Genomic DNA, 19,234 nt, shown 5'->3' with positions numbered 1-19,234 from the left:
TGAGGTGATCGGGATGGCTGCGCTGGGCGACGAGAACGATCCGACGACCGAAGGCGGTGGCATGCCTGTTTCCCCTGTGGTCCCGCCTTGTGAACCGGTTTCCCGGTGGTCTCCGCTGATGCCCCCTCAGGACGGCTACCGGGCGGAGGACCTCGATCGCATTCCGGATCTTCCGCCGCACACCGAGCTCATCGACGGAAGCCTGGTCATCGTGAGTCCCCAGAAGCGTTTCCACATGCACATGCTGCGGCTGCTGGAGACGCAGCTGCTGGAGCAGGCACCGGAAGGGCTCGAGGTCATCAGGGAGATGACGGTCGTGCTGGGTGAGCGGCAGAGGCCTGAACCCGACCTCATGCTGATCGACGCCCGTACCGAGTACGGCATGGACGCCACCTGGATACGGGCCGAGGACGTGAGACTGGCCGTGGAGGTGGTCTCGCCCGAGTCCGAGATCCGGGACCGCCGGCGCAAGCCCCAGCTCTACGCTCAGGCGGACATCCCGCACCTGTGGCTGGTCGAACAGGAGCGGGGAAGCCTGGCCACGGTGCACGTGTACCGGCTCGACCCGGTCAACCGGAGCTACACCCACACGGGCAGCCACCGGGACCGCCTCAAGACCGACACGCCCTGCGACCTGGACATCGACCTCACCTGGACCCCGCGCTCCCGCAGGGGGTGAACGGCAACGGCCCGCCGGTTCCCCGGCGGGCCGTGTGCGTGCGGCAGGTCAGTCCTTGGCCGCCGCCGTGGCGGTCACGGGCTCCTCGGCCGCGGGCTTCTCGTCCGCGGACGGGGTGAGCTCCGGGTTCAGCTCCTCGGGGGCGCTGTCCTCCTCGTCCAGGGGGACGAAGCCGGAGGCGTCGCGCGGGGCGTTGTAGCGGTCCACGTCGAGGATGCCCTCGCGCTTGGCCACCACCGCCGGGATCAGGGCCTGGCCCGCCACGTTCACCGCGGTGCGGCCCATGTCCAGGATCGGGTCGACCGCCAGGAGCAGGCCGACGCCCTCCAGGGGCAGACCCAGGGTGGACAGGGTGAGCGTGAGCATCACGGTCGCGCCCGTGGTGCCCGCCGTCGCGGCCGAACCCACCACCGACACCAGCACGATCAGCAGGTAGTCGGCCAGGTTCAGCTGGATGTCGAAGAACTGGGCGATGAAGATCGCCGAGACAGCCGGGTAGATGGCGGCGCACCCGTCCATCTTGGTCGTGGCGCCGAACGGGACGGCGAACGCCGAGTAGTAGCGGGGGACGCCCAGGTTCTGCTCGGTGACCCTCTGGGTGACGGGCAGGGTGCCCATCGAGGAGCGGGACACGAAGCCGAGCTGGACGGCCGGCCACACGCCGCTGAAGTACTTCAGCGGGGACAGCCCGTTGAGGCGGGCGACCAGCGGGTAGAGGACGAACAGCACCAGGGCCAGGCCCAGGTAGACGGTCAGCGCGTACTTGCCCAGCGCGCCGATGGTCGTCCAGCCGTAGCTGTAGACGGCGTTGCCCAGCAGGCCGACGGTGCCGATCGGGGCGAGGCGGATGATCCACCACAGCGCCTTGAGCACGACCTTCAGCGCGGAGTCGGCGAAGTCGATGAACGGCTCGGCCGGCCTGCCGACCTTCACCGCGGCGATGCCCAGCACGACCGAGATGACGATCAGCTGGAGCACGTTGAACGACAGCGAGGTGCTCAGGGCGCCGTCGGCCTCGGAGGTGGAGGCCTGGAGGGCGAGGAAGTTCGTGGGGATCAGGCCCTGGAGGAAGTCCAGCCAGGTGACCTCCCGGCCGATGTCCTGGGCGCTGGACGCGTCCACCCCGCTGTCGACGCCCGGACGCAGGACCGTGCCGAGGCCGATGCCGATGGCCACCGACACCAGTGCGGTGACGGCGAACCACAGCAGGGTCTGCCCGGCCAGGCGGGCGGCGTTGGTGACGTTGCGCAGGTTGGCGATCGAGGAGATGACGGCCAGGACGATCAGCGGCGGGACGACCGTCTTCAGCAGGGAGACGAAGGCGGACCCGATGATCTGGAGGGCCTCGGCCAGGCCGTTGGTGACCGATCCGTCCTCGGGCGGGCTGATCTGGAGGGCGGCGAAGCCCAGGGCGACACCGATGAAGAGGGAGGCGATGACCTGGACGCCGAACGACGGCATCCGGAGGCGCCGCCCGACCTTGGTGGTCTGTGCGGACACGGGTGGGACTCCAAAGGGTGACAGGTACCGGAGGAGGCGCACGGCGCAGCGATCGGCTCCGCGTGCGGGAGACGTCCGGTGGAAGGGGAGAAGGTGAACGGGGCGCCGTGTACGGCGCGGGGAGGCGTGTGGGCGCGTCAGGAGCCGGTGGCCGTCGGGCCACCCTTCGAGGGGTGGCGGCGGGCGACGGGCTCGGGGAGTGTCGGCCGCCGGGCCGTCCTAGGGGCGCCCCTGGCCCCCACAACACGCATCGCTGTCGCGCCGGCACAGATCAATGTGCCAGCGTCGCGTCAGCCCCCAGATGTTCGTCACGGAAGAGAACGATAGCCCTCTTTGTCCATCTTTTCCATGGGTATCTGTCCAGGACCGTGCCCCTGAGAGGGCAGGATGTCCGGCGGTCAGGGGCTTCACGGGCTTCTTCCTGGTCCGCGGTGCGGGAAGTGTCACCCCCGGGACACACGCCGGGGGAGGCACCGTGCGGTACCTCCCCCGGATCCGTCAGACGTCCTCGATCTCGCAGACGACCGCGCCGGAGCCGACGGTCTCGCCCGCGGCGACCTTCAGCCCGGTCACCTTCCCGGCCCTGTGGGCGGTCAGCGGCTGCTCCATCTTCATCGCCTCGATCACCACCACGGTGTCGCCCTCGGAGACCTGCGCGCCCTCCTCGGCCACGACCTTGACCACGGTGCCCTGCATCGGCGAGACCAGGGTGTTCCCGCTGACCGCAGCGGCGCCCCCACCTCCCTTGCGGGCGGCGCGCTTCTTCCTGGAGCCACCTGCGGACGGGGCCGCGGCGGTGCCCAGCGACGCCGGCAGCACGACCTCCAGGCGCTTGCCGCCCACCTCCACCGTCACCGTCTCGCGCCCGGCCTCCACGGCCTCGCCCGGGGTGCCCGACCACGGCTCGATCCGGTTGTCGAACTCCGTCTCGATCCAGCGGGTGTGGACCTCGAACGGCCCGTCCCCGGCGGGGGCGAACGCCGGGTCCTCCACCACGGCCCGGTGGAAGGGCAGCACGGTGGGCATCCCGCCGACCTCGAACTCGGCCAGTGCCCGCCGGGAGCGCGCCAGCGCCTCGGCGCGGGTGCGGCCCGTCACGATCAGCTTCGCGATCATCGAGTCGAACGCCTGCGGCACGGTGAACCCCGCCTCGCAGCCGGTGTCCACGCGCACGCCCGGGCCGCCCGGCAGCGCCAGCTCGGTGATGGTGCCCGGCGCGGGCATGAAGCCCCGGCCGGCGTCCTCGGCGTTGATCCGGAACTCGAAGGAGTGGCCGCGCACCTGCGGGTCGCCGTAGCCGAGCTCCTCGCCGTCGGCGATGCGCAGCATCTCCCGCACCAGGTCGATACCGGTGACCTCCTCGCTCACCGGGTGCTCGACCTGCAGACGGGTGTTGACCTCCAGGAACGAGATCGTGCCGTCGGCGCCCACCAGGAACTCGCACGTGCCCGCGCCCACGTAGCCGGCCTCCCGGAGGATGGCCTTGGACGCGCTGTAGAGGCTCTCCACCTGCTCGGGGGTGAGGAACGGCGCGGGGGCCTCCTCCACCAGCTTCTGGTGGCGGCGCTGCAACGAGCAGTCGCGGGTGGAGACCACCACGACGTTGCCGTGGGCATCGGCCAGGCACTGGGTCTCCACGTGGCGCGGCCGGTCCAGGTAGCGCTCGACGAAGCACTCCCCGCGACCGAACGCGGTGACGGCCTCGCGCACCGCCGACTCGTAGGCGTCGGCCACGTCCTCCAGCTCGTGGGCGACCTTGAGGCCGCGGCCGCCGCCGCCGAAGGCGGCCTTGATCGCGATGGGCAGCCCGTGCTCCGCCGCGAAGGCCACCACCTCCTCGGCACCCGAGACCGGGTCGGGGGTGCCCGCCACCAGCGGGGCGCCGACCTTCTGGGCGATGTGGCGCGCCTGCACCTTGTCACCCAGCGCGGTGATCGCGGCCGGAGGCGGGCCGATCCAGGTCAGTCCCGCGTCGATGACGGCCTGGGCGAAATCGGCGTTCTCGGCCAGGAACCCGTAGCCGGGATGGACGGCGTCGGCACCGGAGCGGGCGGCGACATCGAGCAGCTTGGCGATGTCGAGGTAGGAATCGGCGGGGGTGGACCCGCCCAGGGCGTAGGCCTCGTCGGCGATCCTGGTGTGGAGAGCGTCCAGGTCGGGCTCGGCGTAGACGGCGACACTGGCCAGTCCGGCGTCGCGGCAGGCGCGGGCGATGCGGACGGCGATCTCGCCGCGGTTGGCGATCAGAACTTTACGCACGGTGGGAAACCCTTCTGCTGAGGCGTGGGGCGGATGCGCGCCGACCGCTCCCGAGGTCTGCTGGTGGGACTACCTGGCGCTCGTGCGCCAGGCACCGGGGCCGGGGCGCAGCGGGGTGCGCAGGCCCCGTGCGCGGTTCCGCCAGCCGGACGGGCGCTCGGCCGGAGCCTCGTCCGCCGAGCGCGCGGCGGCGGCCCGGGCCGCCAGCACGGCGGTGAGGGCGGCGATCTCCTCGGGGCCGGCCCCGCCCCGGACGACGGACAGGAGCGGCTGCTTCTCGTGCGTGCTCACAGCGGAACGTTCCCGTGCTTCTTGGGGGGCAGCTGCTTGCGCTTGTTGCGCAGTGCCCGCAGTGCCTTGGCGACCTGGACCCGGGTCTCCGAGGGCAGGATCACCCCGTCGACGTAGCCGCGGTCGGCCGCCGCGTAGGGGTTGAGGAGCGTGTCCTCGTACTCGGAGACCAGCCGGGCGCGCTCGGCCTCGACGTCCTCGGCGGCGGCGAGGGTCCTGCGGTGCAGGATGTTCACCGCCCCCTGGGCGCCCATGACCGCGATCTGCGCGGTGGGCCAGGCGAGGTTGACGTCGGCGCCCAGGTGCTTGGAACCCATGACGTCGTAGGCGCCGCCGAAGGCCTTGCGCGTGATGACCGTGATGAGCGGGACGGTCGCCTCGGCGTAGGCGTACAGCAGCTTGGCGCCGTGGCGGATGATGCCGCCCCACTCCTGGTCGGTGCCGGGCAGGAAGCCGGGCACGTCCACGAAGGTCAGCACCGGGATGTTGAAGGCGTCGCAGGTGCGGACGAAGCGCGCGGCCTTCACCGAGGCGTCGATGTCCAGGCAGCCCGCCAGGCTCATCGGCTGGTTGGCGACGACGCCGACGGAGCGGCCCTCCACCCGGCCGAAGCCCACCACCATGTTGGTGGCGAACTGGGCGTGGACCTCCAGGAAGTCGCCGTCGTCGAGGACGGTCTCGATGACCGTCCTGATGTCGTAGGGCTGGTTGGCCGAGTCGGGGATGAAGGAGTCCAGGGCCAGGTCGCCCTCGGAGGGCTCCTCACCCTGCTCGTCCTCGGGCTCCACCGGCGGGGTGTCCTCGAGGTTGTTGTCGGGCAGGTGCGACAGCAGGGCCTTGACGTAGTCGAGGGCGTCCTGCTCGTCGGCGCCCATGTAGTGGGCCACGCCCGACTTCGTGTTGTGGGTGCGGGCGCCGCCCAGCTCCTCCATGGAGACGTCCTCGCCGGTGACGGTCTTGATGACGTCGGGTCCGGTGATGAACATCTGCGAGGTCTCGTCGACCATCACGACGAAGTCGGTGAGGGCGGGGGAGTAGACGTGCCCGCCGGCGGCGGCCCCCATGATGAGGGAGATCTGGGGGACGACCCCCGAGGCGTGGGTGTTGCGTTTGAAGATCTCCGCGTACAGGCCCAGGGAGACGACGCCCTCCTGGATGCGCGCGCCGCCGCCCTCGTTGATGCCGACGACCGGGCACCCGTTGGTGAGGGCGTGGTCCAGGACCTTGCAGATCTTCTCCCCGTAGACCTCGCCGAGGGAGCCGCCGAAGACGGTCACGTCCTGGCTGAAGACGGCGACGGGGCGGCCGTCCACGGTTCCGTGCCCGGTGACGACGCCGTCGCCGTAGGGGCGGTTGCCCTCCAGCCCGAAGCCGGTGGACCGGTGGCGGGCCAGGGCGTCGAACTCGACGAACGAACCGGGATCGAGCAGGGCGTCGATCCGCTCGCGCGCGGTCATCTTGCCCTTGGCGTGCTGCTTCTCGACGGCGCGGGCGGATCCGGCGTGAACGGCCTCGTAGCGGCGCCGTTGCAGATCTGCGAGCTTGCCCGCGGTGGTGTGGATGTCGATCTCGTCCGCGGAGAGCGGTTCTGGGGCTTCGGTGGCCATGACTACGCAGGTTAGCCGCGTGGGGGTGCCCCAGAAGCAGCCACCCCCGGGTTTGCCCGGCGGCGGCCCGGAGCCCCCGAGCGCGCCCTCCGGGTGCCGGAAAGGTGGAAAAAGGCTGCGCGAACGGCGTGGAAAACGTGATTCGATGTGAATGGGAACTGCTTCCGGAACAATTGTTAACGTGCTGGCAAAGATGCGGAAATGCCTCCCCGGGGCGCCTCTCCTCCATGCGATCTCTGTATTGTCGGCCCCATGACAGCGGTGAGTGCAGAGCGTGACAGCGCGCGGCAGGAAGTACCCGAGCAGCTTCGCAACGACGTCAAACTGCTGGGGGAGATGCTCGGGACCGTTCTTGCCGAGAGCGGAGGCGAGGACCTGCTCGCCGACGTCGAGAAACTCCGGCACGCGGTGATCGGTGCCCGGGACGGCTCCGTCTCGGGGGAGGAGATCACCGCCCTCGTCGCCTCCTGGCCGCTGGAGCGCGCCAAGCAGGTGGCGCGCGCCTTCACCGTGTACTTCCACCTGGCCAACCTGGCCGAGGAGCACCAGCGCATGCGCGCCCTGCGCGAGCGCGACGACGCGGCCAACCCGCCCCGCGAGTCCCTGGCCGCCGCCGTGCGGGCCGTTCGGGACGAGCACGGAGGGGAGCGCCTGGCCGAGCTGATCGGCGGCATGGAGTTCCACCCCGTCATCACCGCGCACCCCACCGAGGCCCGGCGCCGCGCCGTCTCCACCTCCATCCTGCGCATCAGCAGCCAGCTCGACGCCTGGCACGCGGCCCACGAGGGCAGCACGGCCGCGGCCGAGGCGCACCGCCGCCTCCTGGAGGAGATCGACCTGCTGTGGCGCACCTCCCAGCTGCGCTACACCAAGCTCGACCCGCTCGACGAGGTCCGCACCGCCCTGGCCGCCTTCGACGGCACGATCTTCGACGTCGTCCCGCAGGTCTACCGGGCCCTGGACGCGGCCGTGGACCCCGAGGGCACCGGAACGCGGCCGCCCCGTGCCAGGCCCTTCGTGCGCTACGGCAGCTGGATCGGCGGCGACCGCGACGGCAACCCCTTCGTCACCCACGACGTGACGCGCGAGGCCGTGCTCATCCAGTCCGAGCACGTCCTGCGCGGCCTGGAGCGCGCCTGCGAGAGGGTCGGACGCACCCTCACCGCCTACGCGAACCTCACTCCCCCCTCCGCCGCGCTGCGCGACGCACTCGCCACCGCGCGGGCCGGCCACCCCGACACACTGGCGGAGATCGACAAGCGCTCCCCCAACGAACCGCACCGCCGGTTCCTGCTGCTGGCCGCGGCCCGGCTGCGCGCCACCCGCGAGCGCGACGCGGACCTGGCCTACCCGGGGGCCGAGGCCTTCCTCGACGACCTGCGCACCGTCCAGGAGTCCCTGGCCGCGGCCGGCGCGGTCCGCCAGGCCTACGGGGAGCTCCAGCACCTGATCTGGCAGGCGGAGACCTTCGGCTTCCACCTCGCCGAGCTGGAGATCCGCCAGCACAGCGAGGTGCACGCCGCCGCGCTGGCCGAGCTGCGCGAGAAGGGCACCGACGGGCCCCTGTCGGAGCGCACCCGGGAGGTGCTGGACACCATCCGCGTCATCTCCTGGATCCAGGAGCGCTTCGGTGTGGAGGCCTGCCGCCGCTACATCGTCAGCTTCACCCGCTCGGCCGAGGACATCGCCGCCGTCCACGAGCTCGCCGACCTCGCGCTCCCCGCCGGACGCCGGCCCGTCCTGGACGTCATCCCCCTGTTCGAGACCGGCGCCGACCTGGACGCCTCGCCGCACGTGCTCGACGGCATGCTCGAACTGCCCCGGGTCCGCGAGCGCCTGGAGCAGAGCGGGCGCCGCATCGAGGTCATGCTCGGCTACAGCGACTCGGCCAAGGACGTCGGCCCGGTCAGCGCCACCCTGCGCCTGTACGACGCCCAGGCCCGCCTGGCCGACTGGGCCGGGCGCCACGACGTGCGCCTGACCCTCTTCCACGGCCGCGGCGGCTCGCTCGGCCGCGGCGGCGGCCCGGCCAGCCGCGCCCTGCTCGCCCAGGCACCGGGCTCCGTCGGCGGCCGCTTCAAGGTCACCGAGCAGGGCGAGGTCGTCTTCGCCCGCTACGGCCAGCACGACATCGCCCGCCGCCACATCGAGCAGGTCGGCCACGCCGTCCTCATGGCCTCCACCGACCGGGTCCAGGAGCGCGAGCGCTCGGCCGCGGCCGCCTACCGCCCCTACGCCGACACCATCGCCGCCGCGGCCCAGGAGGCCTACCTGGAACTGATCGGCGCGGAGGACTTCGCGGTGTGGTTCTCCCGGGTCAGCCCGCTGGAGGAGCTGGGTGAACTGCGGCTGGGTTCGCGCCCCTCCCGGCGCGGCGCGGCCAAGGGCCTGGGCGACCTGCGCGCCATCCCGTGGGTGTTCGCCTGGACCCAGACCCGGGTCAACCTGCCCGGCTGGTACGGCCTGGGCACCGGCCTGGACGCCGTCCCCGACCCGGCGGTGCTGCAAGAGGCCTACCGCGAGTGGCCCATGTTCGCGTCCCTGCTGGACAACGCGGAGATGAGCCTGGCCAAGACCGACCGGACCATCGCCGAACGCTACCTGGCTCTGGGCGGGAGGCCCGAACTCACCGAGCGGGTGCTGGCCGAGTACGACCTCACCCGCCGGCTGGTCCTGCAGGTGACCGGGCACAGCCGCCTGCTGGAGAACCGCAGGGTGCTCTCCCGCGCCGTCGACCTGCGCAACCCGTACGTGGACGCGCTCTCCCACCTGCAGCTGCGCGCCCTGGAGGCCCTGCGCTCCGACGGCGCCGACGACCTCGACCCCGAGGACCAGCAGCACCTGGAGCGCCTGCTCCTGCTGTCGGTCAACGGTGTCGCCGCCGGCCTGCAGAACACGGGCTGACGCCGTCCGCCGCGGTGCCCCCGCCCCGTGCGCGGGGGCACCGTCCGGCGGTGCCGGTCGCGTGCTGCTGTAATGGGGGCATGACCGGCAGCCCCTTTCCCCGCCCCCCGCTCGACGCGGACGCCCTCACCTCCGCCCTGGTGCGTCCGGGGAGCATGTGGTCGCGGATCCTGGTGGCGGACGAGGCCGGCTCCACCAACACCGAGCTGGCGGCGCTGGCCCGTACCGGGGCACCGCACGGAACGGTCCTGGCCGCCGAGCACCAGACCGCGGGCAAGGGCCGGCTCGGACGGGAGTTCGACACACCGCCGCGGGCCGCGCTCACGATCTCCCTGCTGCTGCGGCCCGAGGTGCCCGCAGGGCGGCTGGGGTGGCTGACGGCCCTCATGGGAACGGCGGCCGTCGGTGCGATACGCCGGACGACCGGGGTCGGGGCCGCGCTCAAGTGGCCCAACGACGTCGTCGTCCCCGAGGAGCTGCCGGGCGGCCCAGCCGGCGGGGAGGGCAAGCTCGCGGGCATCCTCGCCGAGGCCGAACTCTCCTCCGACCGGCCCGGTGTGGTCGTGGGGATCGGTGTCAACGTGTCCCAGGACCGCTCCGAGCTGCCGGTGGACACCGCCGTGTCCCTGAGAGGCGCCGGCGTCGCGGCCCCGGACCGGACCGAGCTGCTCATCGCCCTGCTGGAGGAGTTCGAGAAGCTGTACGCGGGATGGGCCGGGGCCGGCGGCGACGCCGAGGCCTGCGGTCTGGCCCCCCTCTACCGGAGTATGTGCACCACCCTCGGCCGGCGGGTGCGCGTCCATCTGCCCGGCGGCCGGGTCCTGGAGGCGCCGGCGACCGGCGTCGACGCGGACGCGAGGCTGGTCGTGTCCGGTCCGGCGGGGGACCAGGCGCTGAGCGCGGGCGACGTGGTGCACGTGCGCCCTCGCCCCTGACCTCCCCGGAGTGCCGTCCACAAGGGGCTGCGGCTTCTCCCGCGGCGGGCCGTGTTATGCCATTATCACCGGTACGGCTGTCGCGGACCGGGCCTCGGGAGGCCGCGGGCCCGGGCGTAAGCTGGATGTGACCCGGGCCGCACCACCGGTACGGTGACGAAGTGCTCGCTCCCCGCTCCAAGCGGGAAAGGTTCCTGAAAGAGAACGTATGCCCTCGCGTCCTGACCCGAAGACGATCGAGACCGCCCTGCTCGGCGGTGAGGTGATCTACACGAGGAAGCAGGCGACCGAGTTGGCGGGGGCCGACCCAGTGCTCGCCGGACGCATCTGGCGCGCTCTGGGCTTTCCCACCGAGAGCGAGGACGCGGTCGCCTTCGCGGAGAGCGACGTCGAGGCGCTGCGGCTCGCCAACGGCCTTCTGGAGGAGGGTGTCCTCGACGAGGAGGGCGTGGTCCGCTTCGCCCGCGCCATGGGCCAGATGCTGGCCCGGCTCGCCGACTGGCAGACCGGCATCCTCAGCACACTCATCTTCCAGCGTGCCCAGGGTGACGGCAGCGAGGCGGCGATTCCGCTGATGGGCCAGGTCAAGGACCTGATCCCGGACGTCGAGCGGATGCTGCTGCACATCTGGCGCCGGCAGCTCGCCGCCTCCACCTCCCGCACGCTCGCGGTCATGACCAACGGCGGCCACGGGACACCCAACTACTACCCGCTCGTCGTCGGGTTCGCCGACCTCGTCTCCTTCACCACACTCAGCCGCGAACTGGACGAGGTCGAGCTCGCCGGTGTGGTGGAGACCTTCGAGGCCACCGCCGCCGACATCGTCGCCTCCGGGGGCGGACGCGTCGTCAAGACCCTGGGCGACGAGATCCTGTACGTGGCCGACACCGCCGCCGCGGCCGCCGACATCGCCCTGCGCCTGGCCTCGGGCATCGAGACGCACGTCGAGGTCCCCGACGTGCGCGTCGGCCTGGCCTCCGGGCCTGTGCTGACCCTGCACGGCGACGTCTTCGGCACCACCGTCAACCGCTCCAGCCGCCTGACCTCCTTCGCCCGCCCCGGCACGGTGCTGATCGACGAGAGCCTCGCCGAGAGCCTCGCCGACGAGGAGGGGCTGCAGGTGGTCAAGGTGCGGGCCCGCCACGCCCACGGCCTCGGCCTCATCCAGCCCTACACCCTGCGGCGCAGCTTCGAGGCGGGGGTCCACCCCTGACCCGGCTCCCCGCTCGGGGCCGTCCGGGGGTGTGGCACGGCAGCGGCCGGGGATAGGTTCGGTGAGGCCGGAACACATCCAGGACAGGTGGTGGAGACTTTCGTGAGCGACACTTCCCCCGTCGTCCGCCTGCGCATCCCGGGCACCTCCCTCCCGGAAGAGGGCGGGCTTCCCCCGGAGAGCAACGTGTGGGTCGTCGGCGACGAGGAGAGCGCGATCGTCGTCGACGCCGCGCACGACCACGAGGCGATCGCCCGCGGCCTGGGCGACCGCGAGCTGATGGCCATCGTGTGCACCCACGGCGACGCCGACCACGTCGGCGCGGCGGCGGCCCTCGCCGACCTCACCGGCACCCCCGTGCTGCTGCACCCCGCCGACGGCCGCCTGTGGGAGCAGGTGCACCCGGACCGCGAACCCGACGCCCCGCTCCTGCACGGAGAGGTACTGGTCGCAGGGGGGATCGAGCTGCGGATCCTGCACACACCAGGGCACACCCCGGGAGGTGTGTGCCTGTACGCGCCCGAGCTCGGCGCGGTCTTCACCGGGGACACGCTCCTCGCCGACGGCCCCGGGGCCACGGCCCGGTTCTTCTCGGACCTGCCGACCCTCGCCGCCTCGGTGCGCGACCACCTGGCGGTCCTGCCCGGGGAGACGGCGGTCCACCCGGGGCGCGGGGAGTCCGCCACCGTCGCGGAGGCCACCGCGCGGCTCGACTCCTGGACCGCGGGCGGTTTCTGACCGACGTCCTTTTCCGCCTCCGTTCCGGAACACGGCCGAGGAAAAAGTATTTTTCTGGCGCCTTTGTCGGTAATTGCCTGATTTTACGCCGCTGCGGCTCTCATTCCCCGGCCGAAGGCCCCCGCGCATCACCCGGTGAGGGTTTCGGCTTTCGCGGACCGCCCGCGTCGGGACTGGTGATGAGCACCTCCAGGTCCGGTCCCAGCTGCTCCGGCGTCAGGTCCAGCAGGTACTCGTTGAGGTGGCGGCGGAAGGCGTCGGCCGAGTGGGAGGGCTCCACGTCCCTGCGCCGGGCCACCGCCACCGTGCGCAGCAGACGGGGGCGGGCCAGCGGCGTTCCGCGCAGGCCCGGGCGGTTCCTCAGCACCATGCTCGGAACCACGGCCAGGCCCAGACCCGCCTCCACGAACCTCAGCACGGCGTCCATCTCGCCGCCCTCGACCGCCAACCGCGGCTCGAAACCCGCGGCCCGGCAGGCGCGCAGTGTCGCCTCGCGCACGTCGTACCCCCGCCGGAACATCACCAGGGGCCGGTCGCGCAGCTCCAGGATCCGGATCGAGGCCCGGCCGTTGGGGGAGGGCTGCGACGACGGGCTCACCACGACCAGGTTCTCCCGCAGGACGGGGGTGGTGGTCAGGTCCGGGTCGCTGCTCTGCAGCGGCAGGATGATCAGCGCCAGGTCGAGCTCGCCCCGCCCCAGGTTCCGGATGAGGTCGCGCGACCCGCTCTCCTCGACCCGCAGCTCGATTCCCGGGTAACGTCGGTGGAAATCGGCGAGCACGTCCGCCAGCAGACCCGCACACAGGGAGGGCGTGGCGCCCAGGCGTACCCGGCCGCGACGCACACCGGCCAGCTCCGCCACCTCCCGGCGCGCGGTCTCCAGGTCGGTGAGGATGCGCTGGGCCAGCGGAAGCAGCACCTCGCCGGCCGGCGTGAGTGTGATATTTCCCCGGGCACGACTGAATAACGGTGCACCCAACTCCTGCTCAAGGCTCCGGATCTGTTTGCTCAAGCTCGGCTGTGCGACCCGTGAAAGCTCGGCTGCGCGGGTGAAATGGCGCGTGCGGGCCACCGCGACGAAGTAGGCCAGCTGCTGGATCTGCATGGTCCATAGACTAGGGCTATGGACACAAGAGTCCTCATGCCTTGGACGTCAGACTTAACTCGAAATTAAAGTGACAGGCTGTGGCGAACAGTACCTTGACCAAGAAGCGGTCTACGGCCTACGGGTCCACGGTGGCGCTGAAGGCAGCGATGGCGATCACCGGTGCGATCCTTGTGCTGTATTTGATCGCGCACATGTACGGCAACCTGAAGATCTTCTCCGGCCAGGAGGCCTTCGACGGCTACGCCCACTCCCTCCGGGAGCTGGGCTACCCGCTCCTGCCCTACGAGGGCTTCCTCTGGATCGCTCGCATCGTCCTGCTGGCGAGCATCCTCATCCACATCTACGCGGTCGTCGTCCTGTGGCGCCGCAACCACAGGGCCAGGACCGCCAGGTACCAGGTGACGAAGAGGGTGCAGCGCAGCTACTCCTCGTACACCATGCGCTACGGCGGTATCCTGATCGCACTCTTCGTGGTCTTCCACATCCTGCACCTGACCACGAACAACATCGCTCCCGGCGGCAGGTCGGACAGCCCGTACGAGCGCATGGTGAACGGGTTCCAGCCCGAGTTCTGGTTCGTGACCCTGTTCTACCTCGCCAGCGTCGTCGCGGTCGGACTCCACCTGCGGCACGGCATCTGGAGCGCCGTGACCACCCTGGGCGGCAACAAGGCCGGCCGCCAGGGCAAGCTCAACGCCCTTGCCACCGCGATCGCGCTGATCGTGGCCGTCGGCTTCGCGATCCCGCCTCTGGCAGTCACCTTTGGACTGGTGAGTTAATTGTCTGACACCGACTACTTCATCGTCGGAGACCCCGTTCGGGACGAGAAGGCTCCCGAGGGCCCGATCAACGAGCGCTGGGACAAGCGCCGCTTCTCCGCGCGCCTGGTCAACCCCGCGAACCGGCGCAAGCTCTCCGTCATCATGGTCGGCACCGGCCTGGCCGGTGCCGCCGCGGCCGCCACCCTGGGTGAGGCCGGCTACAACGTCACCACGTTCTGCTACCAGGACAGCCCGCGCCGCGCCCACTCCATCGCCGCACAGGGCGGTATCAACGCCGCCAAGAACTACCGCAACGACGGCGACAGCATCTACCGCCTCTTCTACGACACCGTGAAGGGCGGCGACTTCCGCTCCCGCGAGTCGAACGTCTACCGCCTGGCCCAGACCAGTGTCGAGATCATCGACCAGTGCGTGGCCCAGGGCGTGCCCTTCGCCCGCGAGTACGGCGGTCTGCTCGACAACCGCTCCTTCGGCGGCGTGCAGGTCTCCCGCACCTTCTACGCGCGCGGCCAGACGGGCCAGCAGCTCCTCATCGGCGCCTACCAGGCCCTGGAGCGCCAGATCGCCGCGGGCACGGTCGAGATGAACACCCGCCACGAGATGCTCGAGCTCATCGTGGTGGACGGCAAGGCGCGCGGCATCATCGCCCGTGACATGGTCACCGGTGAGATCGAGACGCACTTCGCCGACGCGGTCGTGCTCGCCACCGGCGGCTACGGCAACGTGTTCTTCCTGTCCACGAACGCCATGGGCAGCAACGTCACCGCGACGTGGCGGGCCCACCGCAAGGGTGCGCTCTTCGCCAACCCGTGCTACACGCAGATCCACCCGACCTGCATCCCGGTCAGCGGCGACTACCAGTCCAAGCTGACCCTGATGAGTGAGTCGCTGCGCAACGACGGCCGCATCTGGGTGCCCAAGAAGCAGGGGGACACGCGCGACCCGCGCCAGATCCCCGAGGACGAGCGCGACTACTACCTGGAGCGCATCTACCCGTCCTTCGGCAACCTGGTGCCCCGCGACATCGCCTCCCGTGCCGCCAAGAACGTCTGCGACGAGGGCCGCGGTGTCGGCCCCAGCGGCCTGGGTGTGTACCTGGACTTCGCCGACGCGATCCAGCGCATGGGCATCAAGGCCGTCGAGGCCAAGTACGGCAACCTGTTCGACATGTACCAGCGCATCACCGGCGAGAACCCCTACGAGGTTCCGATGCGCATCTACCCGGCCGTCCACTACACCATGGGCGGGCTGTGGGTCGACTACGACCTGCAGAGCAACATCCCGGGCCTGTTCGTCACCGGTGAGGCCAACTTCTCCGACCACGGGGCCAACCGCCTCGGTGCCAGTGCGCTGATGCAGGGTCTGGCGGACGGCTACTTCGTCCTGCCGAACACCATCAACGACTACCTGGCCGACGGCCCGTTCGAGAAGATCGACGAGTCGCACCCCGAGGCCGTCGCGGCCAAGGAGCAGGTCACCTCCCGGATCGACAAGCTCCTGTCCCTCCAGGGCTCCCGCACCGTCGACTCCTTCCACAAGGAGCTCGGGCAGATCATGTGGGAGTACTGCGGCATGGAGCGGACCGAGGAGGGCCTGACCAAGGCCATCGGCCTCATCCGCGAGCTGCGTGCGGAGTTCTGGCGCGACGTCAAGGTGCTGGGAACCAACGACGAGCTCAACCAGGCCCTGGAGAAGGCCGGCCGCGTGGCCGACTTCCTGGAGCTGGGCGAGCTCATGTGCATCGATGCCCTCCACCGCCGCGAGTCCTGCGGCGGCCACTTCCGCGCGGAGAGCCAGACCGAGGACGGCGAGGCGCTCCGCCACGACGACGAGTTCGCCTATGTCGCGGCCTGGGAGTTCGGCGGTGATGACAGCAAGCCCGTGCTCCACAAGGAGAACCTGGAGTACGAGTACGTCGAGATGAAGCAGCGGAGTTACAAGTGAACATCACTCTGCGCGTTTGGCGCCAGAAGGGCCCCGACGACAAGGGGCGCATGGCCACCTACAAGCTCACGGACGTCTCGTCCGACATGTCCTTCCTGGAGATGCTCGACGTCCTCAACGAGAAGCTCACCCTGGAGGGTGAGGACCCGGTCGCGTTCGACCACGACTGCCGCGAGGGCATCTGCGGTGCCTGCGGTGTCGTGATCGACGGCGAGGCGCACGGCCCGGAGATGACCACCACCTGCCAGCTGCACATGCGCAGCTTCAATGACGGCGACACCATCACGGTGGAGCCGTGGCGGGCCAAGGCCTTCCCGGTCATCAAGGACCTGGTCGTGGACCGCGGCGCGTTCGACCGGATCATCCAGGCGGGCGGCTACATCAGCGCCCCGACGGGTACCGCTCCGGACGCCCACGCCACCCCGGTGCCCAAGGCCGACGCGGACCGCGCGTTCGACGCCGCGACCTGCATCAGCTGCGGCGCCTGCGTGGCGGCCTGCCCGAACGCCTCGGCGATGCTGTTCACCGCCGCGAAGGTCACCCACCTCGGCATGCTCCCGCAGGGGCAGCCGGAGCGGGCCGCGCGCGTGGTGAAGATGGTCAACCAGCACGACGAGGAGGACTTCGGCAACTGCACCAACATCGGTGAGTGCGCCGCCGTCTGCCCGAAGGGCATCCCGCTGGACACCATCTCCCAGCTCAACCGGGACCTGCTCGGCTCCCTCGCCAAGGGCGTCGGCTGACGGATCCCCGTCCGCGGGGCCGCATCCTTCGGGGTGCGGCCTCGCGCCGTTTCCGGGCCTGTACGGCGTCAGCCCCGTCCCGGCTCGTCGCCGCTGTGTCCGCGGCGGCTGCCGGGCAGGGTCGCCGACCCCACGCGGAGAACGATCTCCGGGCCGTCGAGACCGAGGACGTCGGCCCACTCCACGTACCGCTCGTGACCGCGCATCCAGCGCAGCAGCGGCCGCCACGGGAAGGGCGGTTCCAGTGAGCCCTCCCTGCCGCTGTAGCCCAGGCGGCCGGCCAGGGCGGAGCGGCCCATCACCAGGCCCAGCAGCTCGTAGCGGCCGTTCACGCGGCCCACGACGACGTCCTGCACGGTACCCACGGGATCGCCGTCGCTGTCGACCGCCCTCCTGCCGATCAGGTCGCTGGTGGTGAAGGTCCTCACGAGCCGCTCCCCGGAATCCTGCCGATGACGTGCTCGCGCAGCCAGTCCTCGACGATGACGGCGTTCTCCGGCGCGGCGGTGCGCAGCCGGGTGCTGGGACTGAACTCCTCGACGTCCTCCACGGGTACGCGGACGGGTTCGTCGGAGGTCGGACGCATCCGCTGCATGACCGTGCGCCAGAACCGGCCCAGGCGGCCGCTGAGTCGCGGGCCCAGGGCCGCGGTGTCGGTGAGCAGCGCGGTCATGACCGGGGCCCGCTTCCCGTCCCACGTGAACTCGACGTCGTCGACCTTGCCGGTGTTGTTCCCCTCGCGGTCGACGATCTGGCGGTCCAGCACGGTGAAGCCGAGCCGGAGGACGACGTCGGGCATCATTGCCCCGCTTTCGTGAAGAGCATGAGTGGAATGGCAGCCACCGACACCACCAGAAGAATCACCAGGTACACCGACCCCAGCAGGTTGGTCAGCCACGAGTTGGTGCGCTCACCGAGGTACTCGCGGTCGTTGGCCACGACGAAGATCGGCAGGTAGGTCAGCGGCAGGGCGGCCGCCGAGAGCACGAGGCTGTACTCGGTGACCATGATCGGGTCGACCCCGGTGAGCATGAACAGGGCGCCGGCCACGATGCTCAGCAGCAGGACGGTCTGGAAGGCCGCGGCCCGGCGGGGCGGCAGCGACTTGCCCCACGGCCAGCCGAAGTACTGGGACACGCTGTAGCCGGCGGCCAGTGCCGCCTCCAGAGAAGCCCCGAAGGTGGCGGCGAGGAAACCCACCAGGACCACGACCAGCCCCAGCTCACCCAGGGCGGAGATCACCGGGAGCGCCACCTGGCTCAGGTCGGTGACCCGGACGTCGGCGGGGGCCAGGTGGACCGCTGCGCAGGCCATGACGGCCAGCGACAGCAGACTGCCCAGCGGGAGCCCGAAGAAGACGTTGACCCGCGCCGTGGCCAGATCCCCGACCGTCCACTTCTCCTCGACCCCGCCGGAGGAGAAGAAGAGCACGGTGTAGGGCGTCATCGCCGAGCCGAAGAGCGCCACCCCGTAGTACGTCCAGGCGGCCCACCCCTCGTCCGGAGGAGGGGAGAAGGAGACCGCGTCGGCGGCCAGGGCGCCCCAGTCGGGGCCCAGCAGCCACAGGGCGACGGCGAACACGATCAGAGCCGTCCCGAGCAGGCCGTAGGAGGTCTCCATGCGCTCGAACGGCAGCTTCCACAGCACGATCCAGATCAGCACCGCTGCCACCGGCACCCACAACAGGTGGTGCAGGCCGCTCGCCAGTTCGAGTGTCAGGGCGATACCGCCTATCTGGGCGGACAGGGTCAGCAGGGTGATGAGGTAGGAGGCCAGCAGATTGGCCAGCCCGGCCCGGGCCCCCAGGCGCTCGCGGACCAGGTCGAAAGTGGCCCGGCCGCTGACGGCGGTCACCCGGGCCGACATCTCGGTGAACACCATCAGGCCGACGACACCGAGGACGATCACCCAGGCCAGGGACATCCCGAAGCGGGCTCCGGCTATGGAACCGGACACCAGGTCGCCGATGTCGAGGAAGCCGCCGATGGCGGTGAGCATGCCGAGGGTGAAGGCCTTGAGCCACTTCACCGCAGGGATTCCTCGACGTCGGCGAGTCCCCGCGCCGTGTCGCGTAGCGCACGGGCCGCCTCCTGTGTGCCCGCCCGGTCACCGCGGCGCACGGCCACGCGCAGGTCCGACAGCCCCCCGACCGCGTCGTCCCCCAGGGCGGTGATGCGTCGGCGCAGCCCGTCGAGGCCCGGGGAGGGAGGCTGGAGCGTGCCGAAGGTGTCGGAGACGGACCGGGCGGTGTCCTCCGCGTCGGTGGCCGTGACATCGAGGTAGGGGGTGAACGCCTTGCCGTCCTCGGCCAGCTCGGCGGCCAGGACACCCGTGCGCACGGCGGAGAGCAGTTCCGTCGCCGACTGGAGGGCGTCGCTGCGGTAGGCCCCTTCGGTGAGCGCGGGGGCGGTGCAGCCCGTGGCGCAGAGCACGAGGGCAACCACCGCGGTCAGGACGCGCCGAGAACGGAGTCGCGCAGGTCGCGGCGAAGGGGAACCCATGACAGAACGGTAACCCTGCGTCGAAGGCCC

Annotated in this window: 17 protein-coding genes; 8 read left to right on the top strand and 9 right to left on the bottom strand. The window is 71.0% G+C overall.

The genetic code is table 11. The features are described 5' to 3' along the window. Positions 1-61 precede the first annotated feature (61 nt). Positions 62-679, top strand: a complete 618-nt coding sequence (locus FHS13_RS04240) for a Uma2 family endonuclease (RefSeq protein ID WP_420221193.1) — start codon at positions 62-64, stop codon at positions 677-679. Between the two features lie 48 nt (positions 680-727). Here the strand turns inward: FHS13_RS04240 and FHS13_RS04235 are convergent, their stop codons facing one another. The 4 genes from FHS13_RS04235 to FHS13_RS04220 form a co-directional block, all read right to left on the bottom strand. Beyond that, positions 728-2,179: a cation:dicarboxylate symporter family transporter gene (locus FHS13_RS04235; RefSeq protein ID WP_184287729.1), complete on the bottom strand. Its 1,452-nt coding sequence runs from the start codon at positions 2,177-2,179 to the stop codon at positions 728-730. A 498-nt stretch (positions 2,180-2,677) separates the two neighbouring features. Then, positions 2,678-4,438 carry an ATP-binding protein gene (locus tag FHS13_RS04230; protein ID WP_184287726.1) on the bottom strand — a complete coding sequence of 587 codons (1,761 nt, stop codon included), beginning with the start codon at positions 4,436-4,438 and terminating at the stop codon, positions 2,678-2,680. Positions 4,439-4,507: 69 nt separating this feature from the next. Continuing rightward, complete coding sequence (locus FHS13_RS04225) at positions 4,508-4,729, bottom strand: acyl-CoA carboxylase epsilon subunit (protein ID WP_184287723.1); 222 nt, start codon at positions 4,727-4,729, stop codon at positions 4,508-4,510. Continuing rightward, complete coding sequence (locus FHS13_RS04220; RefSeq protein WP_184287720.1) at positions 4,726-6,336, bottom strand: acyl-CoA carboxylase subunit beta; 1,611 nt, start codon at positions 6,334-6,336, stop codon at positions 4,726-4,728. The genes FHS13_RS04225 and FHS13_RS04220 overlap by 4 nt, the downstream gene beginning before the upstream one ends. A 336-nt stretch (positions 6,337-6,672) precedes the next feature. On the opposite strand from FHS13_RS04220, the gene FHS13_RS04215 reads away from it, so the two are divergent. The 4 genes from FHS13_RS04215 (at position 6,673) to FHS13_RS04200 (ending at position 12,126) form a co-directional block, all read left to right on the top strand. Then, positions 6,673-9,240 (top strand): phosphoenolpyruvate carboxylase, encoded by a 2,568-nt coding sequence (locus FHS13_RS04215; protein ID WP_184288005.1) that lies wholly within the window; start codon positions 6,673-6,675, stop codon positions 9,238-9,240. Between the two features lie 80 nt (positions 9,241-9,320). Beyond that, on the top strand, positions 9,321-10,175 hold the full coding sequence (locus tag FHS13_RS04210) for a biotin--[acetyl-CoA-carboxylase] ligase (protein WP_184287718.1): 855 nt from the start codon (positions 9,321-9,323) through the stop codon (positions 10,173-10,175). A gap of 208 nt (positions 10,176-10,383) precedes the next feature. Beyond that, a complete protein-coding gene (locus tag FHS13_RS04205; protein WP_184287715.1) occupies positions 10,384-11,388 on the top strand; it encodes an adenylate/guanylate cyclase domain-containing protein in 1,005 nt (334 codons plus the stop codon). A gap of 102 nt (positions 11,389-11,490) precedes the next feature. Continuing rightward, positions 11,491-12,126: an MBL fold metallo-hydrolase gene (locus FHS13_RS04200; RefSeq protein WP_184287712.1), complete on the top strand. Its 636-nt coding sequence runs from the start codon at positions 11,491-11,493 to the stop codon at positions 12,124-12,126. Positions 12,127-12,226: 100 nt separating this feature from the next. Here the strand turns inward: FHS13_RS04200 and FHS13_RS04195 are convergent, their stop codons facing one another. After that, positions 12,227-13,231: a LysR family transcriptional regulator gene (locus FHS13_RS04195; protein WP_184287709.1), complete on the bottom strand. Its 1,005-nt coding sequence runs from the start codon at positions 13,229-13,231 to the stop codon at positions 12,227-12,229. Between the two features lie 131 nt (positions 13,232-13,362). On the opposite strand from FHS13_RS04195, the gene FHS13_RS04190 reads away from it, so the two are divergent. Genes FHS13_RS04190 through FHS13_RS04180 form a run of 3 tightly spaced genes read left to right on the top strand, consistent with a single transcriptional unit; the run spans position 13,363 to position 16,703 of the window. Beyond that, positions 13,363-14,013 (top strand): succinate dehydrogenase cytochrome b subunit, encoded by a 651-nt coding sequence (locus FHS13_RS04190; RefSeq protein ID WP_343064900.1) that lies wholly within the window; start codon positions 13,363-13,365, stop codon positions 14,011-14,013. Beyond that, positions 14,014-15,960, top strand: a complete 1,947-nt coding sequence (locus tag FHS13_RS04185; RefSeq protein WP_184287703.1) for a fumarate reductase/succinate dehydrogenase flavoprotein subunit — start codon at positions 14,014-14,016, stop codon at positions 15,958-15,960. It begins immediately after the preceding gene. Further along, a complete protein-coding gene (locus FHS13_RS04180) occupies positions 15,957-16,703 on the top strand; it encodes a succinate dehydrogenase/fumarate reductase iron-sulfur subunit (RefSeq protein ID WP_184287700.1) in 747 nt (248 codons plus the stop codon). The genes FHS13_RS04185 and FHS13_RS04180 overlap by 4 nt, the downstream gene beginning before the upstream one ends. 68 nt (positions 16,704-16,771) lie before the next feature. Here the strand turns inward: FHS13_RS04180 and FHS13_RS04175 are convergent, their stop codons facing one another. The 4 genes from FHS13_RS04175 to FHS13_RS04160 are packed head-to-tail and all read right to left on the bottom strand — an operon-like array spanning position 16,772 to position 19,147. Further along, entirely contained in the window at positions 16,772-17,131 is a 360-nt protein-coding gene (locus tag FHS13_RS04175; protein ID WP_184287697.1) for a PRC-barrel domain-containing protein, read from the bottom strand. Continuing rightward, positions 17,128-17,502 carry a hypothetical protein gene (locus tag FHS13_RS04170; RefSeq protein WP_246404394.1) on the bottom strand — a complete coding sequence of 125 codons (375 nt, stop codon included), beginning with the start codon at positions 17,500-17,502 and terminating at the stop codon, positions 17,128-17,130. The genes FHS13_RS04175 and FHS13_RS04170 overlap by 4 nt, the downstream gene beginning before the upstream one ends. Continuing rightward, entirely contained in the window at positions 17,502-18,731 is a 1,230-nt protein-coding gene (locus FHS13_RS04165) for a divalent metal cation transporter (RefSeq protein ID WP_184287691.1), read from the bottom strand. Before FHS13_RS04165 ends, FHS13_RS04170 begins: the two co-directional genes overlap by 1 nt. After that, the gene (locus tag FHS13_RS04160) at positions 18,728-19,147 is read right to left on the bottom strand and encodes a hypothetical protein (protein WP_343064892.1); all 420 of its coding nucleotides are present in this window, start codon (positions 19,145-19,147) and stop codon (positions 18,728-18,730) included. The genes FHS13_RS04165 and FHS13_RS04160 overlap by 4 nt, the downstream gene beginning before the upstream one ends. Between the last annotated feature and the right edge of the window lie 87 nt (positions 19,148-19,234).

Origin of the sequence: Nocardiopsis algeriensis (genome assembly GCF_014203695.1) — a bacterium.
GTDB classification, from domain to species: Bacteria; Actinomycetota; Actinomycetes; order Streptosporangiales; family Streptosporangiaceae; genus Nocardiopsis; species Nocardiopsis algeriensis.
The sequence above is the reverse complement of the archived record's forward strand: the minus strand, read 5'-3'. Positions and strand labels throughout refer to the sequence as shown.